Source organism: Janthinobacterium sp. BJB446, assembly GCF_002735655.1.
Classification (GTDB): Bacteria; Pseudomonadota; Gammaproteobacteria; order Burkholderiales; family Burkholderiaceae_D; genus Janthinobacterium; species Janthinobacterium lividum.
In genome coordinates, this window is record NZ_PDZK01000001.1 from 2,510,652 (window position 1) to 2,525,948 (window position 15,297).

The 15,297-nt window shown below is 59.3% G+C and carries 13 protein-coding genes and 1 pseudogene; 3 read left to right on the forward strand and 11 right to left on the reverse strand.

The genetic code is table 11. The annotated features are described in order from the left end of the window. Positions 1-13 precede the first annotated feature (13 nt). From CSQ92_RS11085 to glpD, 7 genes are all read right to left on the reverse strand, one after another. Complete coding sequence (locus CSQ92_RS11085; RefSeq protein ID WP_034779106.1) at positions 14-1,741, reverse strand: ABC transporter substrate-binding protein; 1,728 nt, start codon at positions 1,739-1,741, stop codon at positions 14-16. Positions 1,742-1,813: 72 nt separating this feature from the next. Continuing rightward, complete coding sequence (locus CSQ92_RS11090) at positions 1,814-2,089, reverse strand: DUF2160 domain-containing protein (protein ID WP_034779613.1); 276 nt, start codon at positions 2,087-2,089, stop codon at positions 1,814-1,816. A 28-nt stretch (positions 2,090-2,117) separates the two neighbouring features. Continuing rightward, positions 2,118-2,924, reverse strand: a complete 807-nt coding sequence (locus tag CSQ92_RS11095) for a carbohydrate ABC transporter permease (RefSeq protein ID WP_034779108.1) — start codon at positions 2,922-2,924, stop codon at positions 2,118-2,120. After that, a complete protein-coding gene (locus CSQ92_RS11100) occupies positions 2,921-3,805 on the reverse strand; it encodes a carbohydrate ABC transporter permease (protein ID WP_034754965.1) in 885 nt (294 codons plus the stop codon). Before CSQ92_RS11100 ends, CSQ92_RS11095 begins: the two co-directional genes overlap by 4 nt. Beyond that, positions 3,805-4,896 carry an ABC transporter ATP-binding protein gene (locus tag CSQ92_RS11105; RefSeq protein ID WP_099394138.1) on the reverse strand — a complete coding sequence of 364 codons (1,092 nt, stop codon included), beginning with the start codon at positions 4,894-4,896 and terminating at the stop codon, positions 3,805-3,807. Before CSQ92_RS11105 ends, CSQ92_RS11100 begins: the two co-directional genes overlap by 1 nt. 1 nt (position 4,897) lies before the next feature. Further along, on the reverse strand, positions 4,898-5,986 hold the full coding sequence (locus tag CSQ92_RS11110; RefSeq protein WP_099394139.1) for an ABC transporter ATP-binding protein: 1,089 nt from the start codon (positions 5,984-5,986) through the stop codon (positions 4,898-4,900). 74 nt (positions 5,987-6,060) lie between these two features. Beyond that, on the reverse strand, positions 6,061-7,632 hold the full coding sequence (glpD, locus tag CSQ92_RS11115; protein WP_257219190.1) for a glycerol-3-phosphate dehydrogenase: 1,572 nt from the start codon (positions 7,630-7,632) through the stop codon (positions 6,061-6,063). A gap of 192 nt (positions 7,633-7,824) precedes the next feature. Here glpD and CSQ92_RS11120 point away from each other — a divergent pair, with 192 nt between their 5' ends. Both CSQ92_RS11120 and CSQ92_RS11125 read left to right on the forward strand, forming a co-directional pair. Next, the gene (locus tag CSQ92_RS11120) at positions 7,825-8,583 is read left to right on the forward strand and encodes a DeoR/GlpR family DNA-binding transcription regulator (RefSeq protein WP_170846299.1); all 759 of its coding nucleotides are present in this window, start codon (positions 7,825-7,827) and stop codon (positions 8,581-8,583) included. 356 nt (positions 8,584-8,939) lie between these two features. After that, positions 8,940-9,443 (forward strand): MarR family winged helix-turn-helix transcriptional regulator, encoded by a 504-nt coding sequence (locus CSQ92_RS11125; RefSeq protein ID WP_052139937.1) that lies wholly within the window; start codon positions 8,940-8,942, stop codon positions 9,441-9,443. A 259-nt stretch (positions 9,444-9,702) separates the two neighbouring features. Here CSQ92_RS11125 and CSQ92_RS28725 read toward each other — a convergent pair whose 3' ends face one another. After that, entirely contained in the window at positions 9,703-10,440 is a 738-nt protein-coding gene (locus CSQ92_RS28725) for a HEPN domain-containing protein (protein ID WP_143450347.1), read from the reverse strand. Between the two features lie 30 nt (positions 10,441-10,470). Next, the gene (locus CSQ92_RS11130) at positions 10,471-11,646 is read right to left on the reverse strand and encodes a DUF262 domain-containing protein (RefSeq protein ID WP_099394141.1); all 1,176 of its coding nucleotides are present in this window, start codon (positions 11,644-11,646) and stop codon (positions 10,471-10,473) included. A gap of 159 nt (positions 11,647-11,805) precedes the next feature. Here CSQ92_RS11130 and CSQ92_RS11135 point away from each other — a divergent pair, with 159 nt between their 5' ends. Then, a complete protein-coding gene (locus CSQ92_RS11135; RefSeq protein ID WP_099394142.1) occupies positions 11,806-12,723 on the forward strand; it encodes a pyridoxal-phosphate dependent enzyme in 918 nt (305 codons plus the stop codon). A 3-nt stretch (positions 12,724-12,726) separates the two neighbouring features. Here CSQ92_RS11135 and CSQ92_RS11140 read toward each other — a convergent pair whose 3' ends face one another. Then, entirely contained in the window at positions 12,727-14,742 is a 2,016-nt protein-coding gene (locus CSQ92_RS11140; RefSeq protein ID WP_099394143.1) for a diguanylate cyclase domain-containing protein, read from the reverse strand. Between the two features lie 4 nt (positions 14,743-14,746). Beyond that, positions 14,747-15,256, reverse strand: a pseudogene (gene cysC, locus CSQ92_RS11145) (adenylyl-sulfate kinase); the annotation flags it as partial. Positions 15,257-15,297: the final 41 nt, after the last annotated feature.

Below are 15,297 nucleotides of genomic sequence, written 5' to 3' on the forward strand. Positions count from 1 at the left end.
CAGCGCAGGCAGTTTACCTTACCTTGCCTTCTTTCCAGGCTTGCAGCAGCTTGTCGTAGGCAATCGTTTCACCCTTCGGCTTTTCATTCGCCAGCTTTTTCCATGGGGCGTGCTGGTCCGACAGATACTGGTTCGGATCGACCTTGGGATTGAGCTTGGGCGCGCACGCCTTCATGCCGGCACGTTGCAATCGCGCCATGACCTGGTCCATTTCCTCGGCCAGGTTATCCATGGCGGCTTGCGGCGTTTTTTCCGCCGTGATGGCCGTGGCCACGTTCTTCCACCACAGCTGCGCCAGCTTCGGATAGTCGGGCACGTTGTTGCCCGTCGGCGTCCACGCCACGCGGGCGGGGCTGCGGTAGAACTCGATCAAGCCGCCGTACTCGTTCGCGTGTTTCGTAAAATAATCGTGGCGGATGTCGGAATCGCGGATGAAGGTCAGGCCGACGATGGATTTCTTCAGCGACACGGTTTTCGACGTGACGAATTGCGCATACAGCCAGGCGGCGGCCTTGCGGTCATCCGGCGTGGACTTGAACAGGAACCAGGAACCGACGTCCTGGTAGCCGTTCTGCATGCCCTCTTTCCAGTACGGACCGTGCGGCGACGGCGCCATGCGCCATTTCGGCGTGCCGTCCTTGTTCACCACCGGCAAGCCCGGTTTCGTCATGCCAGCCGTAAATGCCGTGTACCAGAAGATTTGCTGGGCGATTTCGCCCTGTGCCGGCACGGGACCCGATTCCGAGAAATTCATGCCGTTCGCCTGCGGCGGCGCGTATTTCTTCATCCAGTCGATGTATTTCGTCAGCGCAAAGACGGCCGCCGGCGAATTGGTGGCGCCGCCGCGCGACATCGATGCACCCACGGGCGTGCACTTGTCGGCCGCCACCTTGATACCCCATTCGTCGACAGGCATGCCGTTCGGAATGCCCTTGTCAGCCGCGCCAGCCATCGACAGCCACGCATCCGTGAAGCGCCAGCCCAGGGATGGGTCTTTCTTGCCGTAATCCATGTGGCCATAGACTTTTTTGCCGTCCAGTTCCTTCACGTCATTCGTGAAGAAGTCGGCGATGTCTTCATACGCGGACCAGTTCTGCGGCACGCCCAGCTCGTAGCCATACTTGGCCTTGAACTTGGCTTGCAAATCCTTGCGCGCGAACCAGTCGGCGCGGAACCAGTACAGGTTGGCGAATTGCTGGTCGGGCAACTGGTACACCTTGCCATCGGGCGCCGTCGTAAAGCTGATGCCGATGAAATCCTTCAGGTCCAGGCCCGGATTCGTGAATTCCTTGCCCTTGGCGGCCATGTAGTCGGACAGCGGCTCGACGGCGCCATAGCGGTAATGCGTGCCGATCAGGTCGGAATCGGAAATCCAGCCGTCATAGATGCTCTTGCCGGACTGCATGGAGGTCTGCAGCTTTTCCACCACGTCGCCTTCCTGGATGATGTCGTGGCGCACCTTGATGCCCGTGATTTCCTCGAAGGCCTTGGCCAGGGTCTTCGATTCGTAGACGTGGGTGTCGATGGTTTCCGAGACCACGGAAATTTCCTTGATGCCCTTGGCTTTCAGCTTGGCCGCCGCATCGATGAACCATTTCATTTCAGCAAGCTGTTGTTGCTTGCTCAGGCTGGATGGCTGGAATTCCTTGTCGATCCAGGTTTGCGCCTGCTTGGCGTCCGCCAGGGCCGCATTCGACACGAGCATGGCCGCAGCCGCGAAGACCGTGAACTTCAATTTCATCGTGAATCTCCTTTTATAGTTTTTACCGGCCGCCTGCTGGCGGTACGGCATCCATCAACACCGGCAAGCCGGTCATCCCCAACGCATTACAACCAACAACAAGACAAAACTGATCGCAGCCCCAATGGCTTGCTGCATTTCCGTGAACCCCGCCCACGCCAGATTGACATACGCGGCCGTCAACAGCCCGATGAACAAACGGTCGCCGCGCGTGGTCGGCATGGGCAGGAAACCTTTTCGTTCGATGCTGGGCGAACGGATCTGCCACACCGTCATGCCGGCCAGCATCAAGCCGATGCAAATGAAGAAGATGGCCACTTCCGGCGTCCACGCCATCCAGCCGAACAGGCTGGCTGTGCTATCTGTATTTTCCATGTCACACCCTCCCCATCGCGAAACCCTTGGCAATGTAATGCCGCACGAACCAGATCACCAGCGCGCCGGGCACGATGGTCAGCACGCCGGCCGCCGCCAGCACGCCCCAGTCCATGCCGGCCGCCGACACGGTGCGCGTCATGGTGGCGGCAATCGGCTTGGCATTAACGGACGTCAAGGTACGCGCCAATAACAGTTCCACCCAGCTGAACATGAAGCAGAAGAAGGCCGTCACGCCCACGCCCGACTTGATCATTGGCAAGAAAATGCGGATGAAGAAGCGGGGGAAGCTGTAGCCGTCGATATACGCCGTCTCGTCGATTTCCTTCGGCACGCCGGACATGAAGCCTTCCAGTATCCACACGGCCAGCGGCACGTTGAAGACCATGTGCGCCAAGGCCACGGCCAGGTGCGTATCCATCAGGCCCACCGTCGAATACAGCTGGAAGAAAGGCACGAGGAAGACGGCGGGCGGCGTCATGCGGTTGGTCAGCAGCCAGAAGAACAAATGCTTGTCGCCCACGAAGTTATAACGCGAAAACGCATACGCGGCCGGCAAGGCGACCGTGACCGACATCACCATGTTCAAGGCCACGTAAATCATGGAATTGATGTAGCCGCTGTACCAGGACCGGTCGGTGAAGATCGTGTGGTAGTTGGCGAACGTCAGTTGCTGGGGCCACAGGCTCAGCACGCCGACGATTTCCTCGTTGGTCTTGAGCGACATGTTGAGCATCCAGTAGATGGGCAACAATGACGCCAGCAAAAAGACGGCGAGGATGGCACTACTCATTTTCTTGTGCATCATTTCTGGTCTCCCGTGCCGACGCGCTGCATCCACGTGTACAGCACAAAGCAGAACAGCAGGATGATGAGGAAATAGATCAGGGAAAACGCGGACGCCGGCCCCAGGTCGAACTGGCCCACGGCCTTTTGCGTCAGGTACTGCGACAGGAACGTGGTGGCATTGCCCGGTCCGCCGCCCGTCAGCACGAACGGTTCCGTATAGATCATGAAACTGTCCATGAAGCGCAGCAACACGGCGATCATCAGCACATTGCGCAGTTTCGGCAGCTGGATGTAGCGGAACACGGCCAGGCGCGAAGCGCCGTCGATGCGGGCCGCCTGGTAATACGCGTCGGGTATGGCGCGCAAGCCCGCATAGCACAGCAGCACGACCAGGGGCGTCCAGTGCCAGATATCCATCACCATCACCGTCAGCCAGGCGTCGAGCGAATTGCCGTTGTAATTGTAGTCAAAGCCCAGCTGGTTCAGGGTATAGCCCATCAGGCCGATATCACCGCGGCCAAAGATTTGCCAGATGGTGCCCACCACGTTCCAAGGAATCAGCAGGGGCAGCGCGATCAGCACCAGCGCCAGCGACGCCTTCCAGCCGTCGGCCGGCATGCACAGGGCGATCAGAATGCCCAGCGGAATCTGGATCGCCAGCACGGAGCCGGAAAACAGCAGCTGGCGCAGCAAGGCGCTGTGCAGGTCGCCGTCCAGCATGACCATGCGGAACCACTCCGTACCCACGAAGACCTTTTGCGTGGGGCTCAGAATATCCTGCACGGAATAGTTCACCACCGTCATCAGCGGCAGGATGGCGGAAAAGGCCACGCACAGCAGCACGGGCAGGATCAATAGCCAGGCGCGGCGGTTGTTATCGGTTTTACCGTTATGTATCATCAGGCCACCCGCTTATCGTTGACATAGAACAAGGTGCGTTGCGGCGGAAAGCGCAGCCGCACGGCATCTCCCGCGACGGCATCGATGGCGCGCACCTTGGCCGCCACCGTCGCGCCACCCAGCTGGAATTCCGCCAGGTAATGCGTACCCATGTTGCGCACGGCGGTAACGGTGGCGGCAAGGGTATCTTCCCCGCCCTCTCCAGCCCCGATGCACTCGACGAATTCGGGCCGCACGCCCACCGTGATTTTCCCTTGCGCACCGGACAGCGCCGCGCGCGCGGCGGCGGACACGGCCAGTAGCTGCCCCGCCACGCGCACGCCGCCATCGTCCAAGGTGCAATCGAGCAAGTTCATGCCCGGATTGCCGATGAAATAGCCGACAAAGGTGTGCTCGGGTTCCTCGAACAGGGCTTGCGCGCTGCCCGTCTGCACCACTTCGCCCTGCGTCATGACGACCACCTGGTCGGCAAAGGTCAGTGCTTCCACCTGGTCGTGCGTGACGTAGATCAACGACAATTTCAGTTCGTGGTGGATTTCCTTGAGTTTCCGGCGCAGCAGCCATTTCAGGTGCGGGTCGATCACCGTCAGCGGTTCGTCGAACAGCACGGCCGCCACGTCGGGACGCACGAGGCCGCGTCCCAGCGAAATCTTTTGCTTGGCATCCACGGACAAGCCGCTGGCGCGCAATTTCAGGTCGCCCGTCAATTCCAGCATCTGCGCCACTTGCTGCACGCGCTTTTTGACTTCGATCTCTTTCCAGCCGCGATTGCGCAACGGAAACGCCAGATTGTCGTGCACGGTCATGGTGTCGTAGATGACGGGAAACTGGAACACTTGCGCGATATTCCTTGCCTCTGTCGGCAGCTGCGTCACATCCTTGCCGTCGAACAGCACCTTGCCATGCGACGGTTTCACCAGGCCGGAAATGATATTGAGCAAGGTCGTCTTGCCGCAGCCGGACGGTCCCAGCAAGGCATACGCGCCGCCGTCATGCCACTCCATGCTCATGGGCCGCAGCGCATAGTCGCTTGGCGCCGTCGGGTTCGGTTTGTAGGCGTGGGCCAGGTCGACCAGTTCGATGCGCGCCATGTCAAGCTCCTCCCGGTGCAAACAGCAGCCCGCCGTCTTGCGCGAAGATCAGCAAGGCGTGCGGCTGGCAATACACGGTGCAGGCGCTGCCGATCTCCAGGTTGTGCACGCCGCCCAGCTGCGCCACCAGGGCCAGCTCGCCGCGGCGCGCATGCACATAGGTTTCCGAGCCGCTGATTTCCGCCAGGTCCACCTGCGCCGCGATGGGCACGTCGCCATCGGACTGGGGAGACAGATGCAGGCTGTGCGCGCGCACGCCGAGGATCACCTCCGTACTGTCGCCCAGGCGGGCGCGCTGTTCGCCGCTCAGGTGTATCGACAGGCCGTCCGCCGCCTGCGCCACGCCATTCGCATCCACGCGCGCGGGGATCAGGTTGATGGGCGGGTCGCTGAAGGTGCGCGCCACATCGATGGAATTGGGGGCATTGAAAACGTCCAGGGTCGGCCCCTGCTGCAGCAGGCGTCCCTCGTGCAGCACGGCCACGTGGCCGCCCAGCTGCAGCGCTTCCAGCGGCTCCGTGGTCGCGTACACGACCGTCGTGCTGCCGCTGGAAAACAGTTCCGTCAATTCGCGGCGCAATTCCTCGCGCAGCTTATAGTCGAGGTTCACCAATGGCTCGTCGAGCAGCAGCAACGATGCATCCTTGATCAGCGCGCGCCCCAGCGCCGTGCGCTGCTGCTGCCCGCCCGACAGTTCCCCGGGCGTGCGCTGCAGGTACGGCGTGATATGCAGGCGCTCGGCCAGCGCCAGCACTTTCGTCCGTATCTGTTCCTCGGGCACCTTGCGCAGGCGCAAGGGCGAGGCGATATTGTCGTAGACGGTGAAGGCCGGATAGTTGATGAATTGCTGGTACACCATGGCCAGGTTGCGGCGGCTGACGGGCACGCCCGTCACGTCGACGCCATCGGCCGTCACGGTGCCCCCGCTGGGCTTGTCCAGGCCCGCCATCACGCGCATCAGGGTCGTCTTGCCGGCACGCGTGGTGCCCAGCAAGACGTTGATGGCGCCCGGCACCAAGGCCAGCGACATCGGATATAAAAAGTCGTCAGCCCCCTGCTTCCTGCTGATCTTGTCCAGTACCAGTTGCACGCGCTTCTCCTCCAGTGATGGTTTCTTATTCTTCGCCGCACCCTCTGCGGAGCGCGGTCGCCAACGTGTTGTGCTTACGGCAAAAGCGGATGCTGCAACAGCCAGGCATCGAGCCTGTCCGCCGTCTCGCGCGGCAGGTGCAGACCCAGCTTGGAGCGCCGCCACAGGATGTCGGCCGCGCTGACGGCCCATTCATGGCGCCGCAAATAGTCGACTTCCGCCGCGTACAGGCCTGCGGCGATTTCCTCGCCCATGGCCGCCACGTCCGCCCTGCCCTCGAGCAGCACGTGGATGCGCGTGCCGTAGGCGCGCGCATAGCGCGCCACCAGCGCCGCCGGCAGCCACGCATACTCGCGCTGCAAGCCTTGCACGAACTGACCGAACTCGCGCACGGAGCGGTTCTGCGGCACGGCGCCATACACATCGCCGCCGGGCAGGCAAGCCTGCTCCGTCCAGGCCCGCCGCCGCTTGCCCGGCTCGGACACCAGCAACGGCTCCAGCACATCGAGCGCTTCCTCGGCCAGCTTGCGGAAGGTGGTGATCTTGCCGCCGAAAACACTGAGCAGCGGCGCACCTTCCTGGTCCAGTTCGAAGCGGTAATCGCGCGTGACGGCCTTGGCGTCGGCCGCCGCGTCTTCCACCAGCGGGCGCACGCCCGCATACGTCCACACCACATCGGCAGGCACAATGGGCTTGCTGAAATAGTAACTGGAAAGCTCGCACAAGTAACGAATTTCCTCGTCGTCGATTTCTACCTTGCCGCTGTCGCCGTGATAGTCGAGGTCGGTGGTGCCGATCAGGGTGAAATCGTGCTCATACGGAATGGCAAACACGATGCGTCCGTCCGGATGCTGGAAGATATACGCGTGATCATGCTCGAACAGGCGCTTGACGACGATATGGCTGCCCTTGATCAGGCGCAAATGCCGGCCCTGTCCGCCGGGCGCCGCCTGCTGCAGGAATTCGGCCGTCCACGGCCCCGCCGCATTGACGACGCTGCGCGCACGCACGGACAGCTCACGCCCGTCGCCCCGCAGCAGAGTCGCCTGCCAAGAAGCGTCCGCACCCGCGCCGTCGCGCCACAGGGCCGTGCAGCGCGTCTGCGTCAGCACGTGTGCGCCCTTGTCCGCCGCATCGATGGCGTTCAGCACTACCAGGCGCGCATCGTCAACCCAGCCGTCGGAATACACGAAGCCGCGCTTGAACTCGGGTTTTAACGGTTTGCCGGCCGCGTGGCGCGTCAGGTCGATGCCGCTGGAACCCGGCAGGATTTCCCGCTTCGCCAGCATGTCGTAGAGGAACAGGCCGGCGCGTATCAGCCAGGCGGGACGCTGGCCCTGCGCATGCGGCATGACGAAGCGCAGCGGCCACATGATGTGCGGCGCCGAGCGCAGCAGCACTTCACGCTCGATCAGCGCCTTGCGCACGAGGCCGAATTCATAGTATTCGAGGTAGCGCAGGCCGCCGTGTATCAGCTTGGTCGATGCGGATGAGGTGTGCGCGGCCAGGTCATCCTTTTCGCACAGCACCACGGACAAGCCCCGCCCGGCCGCATCGCGCGCGATGCCGGCGCCATTGATGCCGCCGCCCACCACCAGCACGTCGCATGCCATCGCTGTCTCCACACCTTGCTGTGCTGCGGTCATCGGGACTCCGTGTATGTCGGGGACACGCTGGCGAGGAAAGACTAGGCATCGCCGGCGACTGTCGTTAAGATCACCATCTGGTAATACGCATGCAATATGAATAAGATACGCCAGAATGCGAACTCATAGCAACATATTTTCATCACTATTTGTTCGCTTCTGTTCGTTTATGATTTTTAAAGAGACAAATCCATGATTTTGAATCCCCGCCAGCGCCGCCTGCTCGAAGTGGTGCGCCAGAAGGTCACCATGTCCGTCGAAGAACTGGCCCAGCAGCTGGGCGTGACGCCGCAAACCGTGCGCCGCGACGTCAAGCAGATGGAAGAAGCGCGCCTGCTGGCCCGCTACCACGGCGGCGTCGGCTTGCCCTCGTCCGTGGAAAATATCGATTACAGCCAGCGGCAGGTGTTCAACAGCGACGCCAAGCGGCGCATCGCCGCCGCCGTCGCCACGCAGGTGCCGCACGGCTGTTCGCTGCTGATCAATATCGGCACGACCACCGAGGAAGTGGCGCGCGCGCTGGGCCGGCACACGGGCTTGCACGTGGTGACGAACAACCTGAACGTGGCCGCCATCCTGGCCGACAACGCCGCCTGCGAAGTCATCGTGGCCGGCGGCGTGGTGCGCGGGCGCGACCGCGGCATCGTCGGCGAAGCCACCATCGACTTCATCCGCCAGTTCAAGGTCGACATCGGCATCATCGGCATTTCCAGCATCGACGAAGACGGCAGCCTGCGCGACTTCGACGCGCGCGAGGTGAAGGTGGCGCAAGCCATCATCGAGCAGTCGCGCGAAGTGTGGCTGGTGGCCGACCAGCATAAATTCGGCCGCAAGGCGCTGGTGCGCCTGGCCGACCTGGCGCAAATCGACATCTTATTTACAGATGCGCCGCCACCGCCCCGCTTTGCCGAAGTATTGCGCGACGCGGGCGTGAAGGTGGTGCTGGCCTGAGCGGGCCGCATTTCTGCAAGAAAACCCCGCACTGTCGCGTGGGCAATACGCCGTGTGTGGGCAAGCGCACCGAATGATATGAAATATTTATCAATTCGGCAAAAATGCTGTTACCATTGATGCAACATGAGTTATTTTTTTAATCTTCCTCTCTGGCAATACGATTATTTGCTTGATATTGTTTTTTTATCTCTCCAGAGCAAGAAAAAAGGAAAAACTCTTTGCCGGTAAGTGATTTCCTGTGAAAACAGTGTTAAAACTATCTCAAGCACGATGATTGTTCCCAAACAAACCACTCGACAGCAAGCGTGAAGGCCTTAACCATGCCGGCAACGCCGCCCAGTGAAGGAAAAGAAATGAGCCATAATTTTGAAGCGGCCGCCATGCCGCAATCCGCCCATCCCAACAGCGTCCCCGTCAGCGAGCTGGAAGCCCACCTCGGTTACTGGCTGCGTTTCGTTTCCAACCACGTTTCCCACAGCTTCCAGAAAAAAGCCGAAGCCAATGGCGTGACGGTCTCCGAATGGGTGGTGCTGCGCGAAATGTTCCGCCTGGGCTGCACCTCGCCCACGGTGCTGGCGCAAGTGTCCGGCATGAGCAAGGGCGCCGTATCGAAACTGATCGACCGCCTGGAAAGCAAGGGCATGGTCAGCAAGTCCATCCTGCTGGCCGACCGCCGCCAGCACTCGATCGAACTGACCACGGAAGGCGAGGCGCTGGTGCCCGTGCTGGCCGAGATGGCCGACCAGAACGACGAGGAATTCTTTGGCAAGCTGCCGCGCCAGCTGCGCGACGACCTGCTCGAAGCGATGAAGGAAGTGGCGCGCACGCATCAGCTCAAGAGCGCCCCGCTGAATTGAGTTCGCCGTAGTCAGATGCAGGCAAGCTGGGCCGAATGATTGACCTAGCTTGCCTACTAAAAACAGCATGATCTAAGCATTCGTTCGCCTGATCTAATGTAGGCACTCCCCAGCCGACTATATTCTCACTTGCTCAACGCTTTCAACTTCGCAAGCTAGCGGCCCGCAGTAACGATAGACGCTCGGATGAGGAAATAAAAACATATATAAGAAAAAATTTCCATATAAATTAAAATATTTAAAATTTTGAAAAAATATTTTATTTCCTCAACGCAAAATCTTTAATTAACCTGGCCAATCGTGCTCGTTGATAGGAAATATGCAGCCCTTCTTCGGTGTACGAGTTTACATTATTGGAATAAGGAATCTGAGCAGAAAGATCATTACAGAAAAGCAAACAATCATTTGCCATTTGAACGGCGTCCAATGGCGATATGGGCTTATAAACATAAAACCCTGCAGTAAGCATAGTTCTGCGATGGGCAAATGCTCCTCGACTTGAAGCCAACAAACTCAGTGCGCTCTCAGCGTTTGCTGTCGGATCCACAACCATTCCCAAAGGTGTAAATAGTGCTCTCAAGTACTTCAAAGAAGCTCCATGATTATCTTTAAATCTCGTGGTTAATTTTTTTTTGGAGTCATTCAATACTTCACTAACATAGTGAAGTGGTTTTTTTTGAACATTTTTTTCATTATCTTCAATTTTTAATTTCGCCATTCCATCAAATGAAATTATAGAAATTATAGAAACAACACTTTCTCTTGACATGGGAAGACCGGACCTCCATTGTTCAAGAACACAATTAAGGGAAAAATCGGCAAGTTCCTCAAAATATTGCTCAATAGCGGCATGAACAAATACGCAATATGCACGCACATCTAAATCATATGAGCTAGAAGAATTTCCATCTATTTTTTCAAAATCATTTGCAATAGCTAAATGATGCGAAAGATATTTTTCCCTCAATGCAGCGACAAAACTTACAAGTTCGGCCAAGTTCTCCTTCATAGACTTTCTCTCAGAGAATTAAAAAGGCAAATCGATTGTTTTTGAAAAGACTCTTCTTACTAAATCTTGAAATTTACTGAACCGTATACGTGTATTTTCAACGCTTTTTGTTGTGCTTTCAATACTTGACCTAAACTCCTTATCATTCATAAGCCCGTCAAATGCCTTAAGGAATTTTGCTTTATTTCGCTTAATATTTGCTTCAGTCAATCCTTTCAAGAAGAAAATTTCAACTTCAAAAAGAACTCTATTAAATCTAGTTTCAAACTTCCCATTTGTTATCTTCCTACCTATTTCATTATAATCAAACAAATGTGCGCAATTTGAAATTCCGAAATTGAATTTCATATATTCCTGCTCAATACTTTGTCGATCCAAGTCATTAGTAATCGACTGCATTGCAAACGCAAGAAATTGTTTCAGATTTCCTTTGTATCTTACTCCAAATAGGTCCATCGCCAAACTTCGAAGAACAATTTCAACATCTGCGAGTCGGACATCCGGCTCATCCAAACCTAAAACCTTATGAATTGGCTGAGGTGTATTTGTAATCTCAACCAAATAATCTGCAAACCATCCTCGATGAAAAACCTGTCTTAATTCTTGAGACCCAAGCCTTACAGATCCCGTATTTATTCTATAAAATATGTCATACAGGACATCAGGATTTGAGTAATTAGATAGAACAGTACAACGAATATCAGCATTCATCAATCTACGATAATAATCAGAAAGATCATCGTTCGATGCCAAATCTTGCGCAGAACATCCATTCAGATCGTCAAAAACAGTTAATCCTTTCACAACCGCCTTATCCCAATAATTAATTGTTGGATCCATAAAACCGGCAATTGTAAGAAGTCTTTGCTTTCCATCAATAACAATATAAGCTCTTGGTCGATTCGGGTCTTCTGCTAAAACAATCTGAGGCACAGGCACCCCCCAAATCAAAGACTCAATTAACGCACTTCTTTTCCCATCATCCCAAGCATTTCGGCGTTGAAATTTTGGATTCAAATCGATATTTTTTTGTGATATTTGTCGAATAATAGTTTCAACAGTCCAATCCCGTGATGCCACTACCAATGGGGCCAAACTCTCTTGAATTCTGACATCTGCCAAAATCTCTTCATCAAGATCCTCAATTAACTCATCAACAAGATCTTGATCTTTCTTCGAATGAATATTTGTCATATCTATTAAATCCTATAAAAACGTAGCAACCGTAAATTTCAAAAAAATAATTTATGCATATTTGCAAAGAGTGTACGCCATTACATAGTAGATTGCCATGCATGAGTTTAGATAGCGATTGATATAAGATACATGCCTGACCATCCTCTAGGAACACGCATGGCCCTGCACATCGAAACTCCCTTGCTCAATTCACGCGCCCTGAGCCTGCACAGCGAACGCGCCATCTGGCTCAAGCTCGAAGCCCTGCAGCCGCCAGGCTCCTTCAAGATCCGCGGCATCGGCCTCGCCTGCGAAGAATACGCGCGGCGCGGCGCCAGCCGTTTCATCTCCTCTTCCGGCGGCAATGCCGGCATCGCCGTCGCCTATGCGGGACGCCAGCTGGGCATTCCCGTCATCGTCGTCGTGCCGGAAACGACCAGCCAACGGGCCAGGGCCCTGATCGCGCAGGAAGGCGCCGAAGTCATCGTGCACGGCGCCGCGTGGCAGGAAGCGAACGCGCTGGCGCAGTCGATGCTCACGCCGCAGGACGCCTTCTTGCATCCGTTCGACGACCCGCTGCTGTGGCAGGGCCACGCCGGCATGATCGATGAAGTGGCGCGCGCGGGCCTGAAGCCGGACGCGGTGGTGCTGTCGGTGGGCGGCGGCGGCCTGCTGGCCGGCGTGGCCGAAGGCTTGCAGCGCAACGGCTGGGATGACGTGGCCCTGGTGGCCGTGGAAACGCAAGGCGCGGCCTCGCTGGCGACGGCCGTGGCCGCGCGCGAACACGTGACCCTGCCGGCCGTGACGAGCATCGCCACGTCGCTGGCCGCGCGCCAGGTCTGCGCGCAGGCATTCGCCATCAGCCAGACGCGCCTGCTGCACAGCGTGGTGGTGTCGGACCAGGCCGCCGTCGATGCCTGCCAGCGCTTCATCACCGACCAGCGCCTGGTGGTGGAGCCGGCCTGCGGCGCGGCGCTGGCGGCCGTCTACGGCAAGGTGCAGGAACTGGCGCCCTACCGCAATGTGCTGGTCATCGTGTGCGGCGGCGTGACGGCCACCACGCAGCAGCTCGACCACTGGACTGCCACCCTGTAATACTCAGGGCGCCGCCTCGAGCAGCGCCACGCCATCGCGGCCCTGCCCCTTGGCGGCATACAGGGCCTGGTCGGCCAGGTCCAGCAACTGCGCCGCCGTCAGCGCGCCTTCGCGGAAGATGGCGATGCCGATGCTGGTCGTCACCGGCAGCGGGCCGCTGGCCAGTTCGAAGGGCTGGCGGATGGCGTCGATGATCTTGGCGCCCACGTGGCGCACTTCGGCCGCGCCGTTCACGCCTTCGAGAATGATCACGAATTCATCGCCGGCCAGGCGCGCCACCAGGTCGCTGGCGCGCACGCTGCGCACCAGGCGCGAAGCGAATTCCTTCAGCACCTCGTCGCCCGCCTTGTGTCCCAGGCTGTCGTTGATGGCCTTGAAACGGTCGATATCGAGATAGGCCAGCGCCATCGGCGCGCGCGCAGCCCGCGTGCGCTGCATGCTTTGCGCCAGCTGCTCGTCGAAGCGGCGGCGGTTGGCGATGCCCGTCAGGGTGTCGGTGGCGGCGGCAAACTGCAATGCCGTGTGCATCGCCTTGGTCTTGGTGATTTCATGGATCAGGCCATACACGCCTTCCACCGTGCCGCTCTCGCCCACGTCGGGCACGTAGCTGGTCTGGAAGGCGCGCCGGCCGGCATCCCCCTCGCCGCCGATGGTGAATTCATATTCGACCTCCTCGCCCGCGAAGGCGCGCCGCAGGTATTGCTCGCGCAGCTGGTACGCTTCCTCGCCCAGCACGTCGCGGATCGACTGCATCAGGCTTTCCTGCTGCGACCTGCCGAACCATTTTTCAAACGTCGCGTTGATGAACTGGTAGCGGTGCTCGCGGTCGATATAGACGATCACCACGGGCACGTGGTCCGTCAGCAGCTTCAGGCGCCGCTCGCTGTCGCGCGTCTGCGCCTCGGCGATTTCGCGCTCGGCCACCAGCGAGTAAAAGTCGCGGCTCAAGTCGCCGATCTCGTCGCGCCGCTCGATTTGCAGCGCCTCGATGCCCAGGCGCTGGCGGCGGATCTGGTGCACCTGGCGGCGCAAGCGCTCAAGCGGCAGCAGCAGGCGCAGCACCACGCGCCAGCCGGCCAGGCCCGCCAGCGCCGCCAGCAGCACGGCGGCCAGCAGGATCTTGCTGCGGATGGCGTGCAGCGGCGCGAAGGCCTCGCTCATGGGATACACGGACGCCAGTATCCAGCCCGTCGAGGCGATGCGGTGGTAGGCGAACAGGGCATCGACGCCTTGCGTGGTGGTGCCGGTCAACCAGCCCTCGTAACCCTGCATGGCGCGCCGCGTGGGCACGCTGACGGGGCCATGGGCTTCGATATGCTGCATGATGCGCGACTTGTCGGGATGCTCGACGATGACGCCTTCGCTGGTCATGATGTACAGATAGCCGCCCGGCCCCGGCTTGAGGGCGCCCAGACGGCCCAGGAAATCGGGCTGGCGCAGGTTGACGCTGGCCGCCAGCACATAGCGCACGCCGCCCTGCGCGTCGAACACGGGCTGCGTCACCACCACGATGGGCATGCCGGAAATACTGCCGTTGAGCGGCGCGGAAATCACCGAGCGCCGGGTCGCCAGCGTCTGTTCAAAGTACGGACGGCCCTTCACGTTCAGCCCCGCCTGCGGCTTGAAGGGACTCACGCTGGCCAGGACGTCGCCGTCGATGCCGACCACGCCGGCCGAATAGAACTCCATCCCCAGCACCGTTTGCGCGGCCAGGAAACGCTGCAGGCTGGCGCCGTCTTGCGCGCCGCTGGCCGCCAGGCTGTCTGCCATCGCGCGCAGCACATTGCGCTTCGCGTCGAGCTCCTCGTCGATGAAGACGGCGGCGCTGGCCAGCGATACGTACTGCTGGCGCCCCATCACGTCGCGCATGCCGCGTTCGGCCACGGCCAGGGTGGCCAGCGCCAGCGAAGCCACCGCGCCCAGCACGAGCAGGAAGACGACCACGCTCATGCGCGCCTTCAGGCTGGCGGGCAGGCGCCGGCGCAGCCATTTGCGCAATGTCCCTCTTGTCGCCGTCATGCCGTCACGTCCGCCGCTGCAAATACCGGTACAGGCGCTCGACCGACTCGTCCAGCGCCAGGGTGCCCGTATCCAGGGTCAGCGCGGCCGCCAGCGGCGCTTCGTAAGGGGCGGAAATGCCCGTGAATTGCACCAACTGCCCCGCGCGCGCCTTTTCATACAGGCCTTTCGGATCGCGCGCCTCGCACACGGCCAGCGGCGTGCTGACGTGGACTTCGATGAAATGCGCCGTGCCGATGATGGCGGCGGCCATGGCCCGGTCGGCGCGATACGGCGAAATGAGGGCGGCGATGACGGTCAGCCCCCCTCCGTTCATCAGGCGCGCCACTTCGGCCGTGCGGCGGATGTTTTCATGCCGGTCTTCGGGCGTAAAACCCAGGTCGCGGTTCAAGCCATGGCGCAGCTGGTCGCCGTCGAGCAGCGCCACGGCGCGGCCCTGCGCCTTGAGCCGGCGCGCCAGCGCATCGGCGATGCTGGACTTGCCGGCGCCGCTCAAGCCCGTCAGCCAGACCGTGTCGTGTTGTCCTGCTGTCATCACACTGCCTCTCCTCTTGT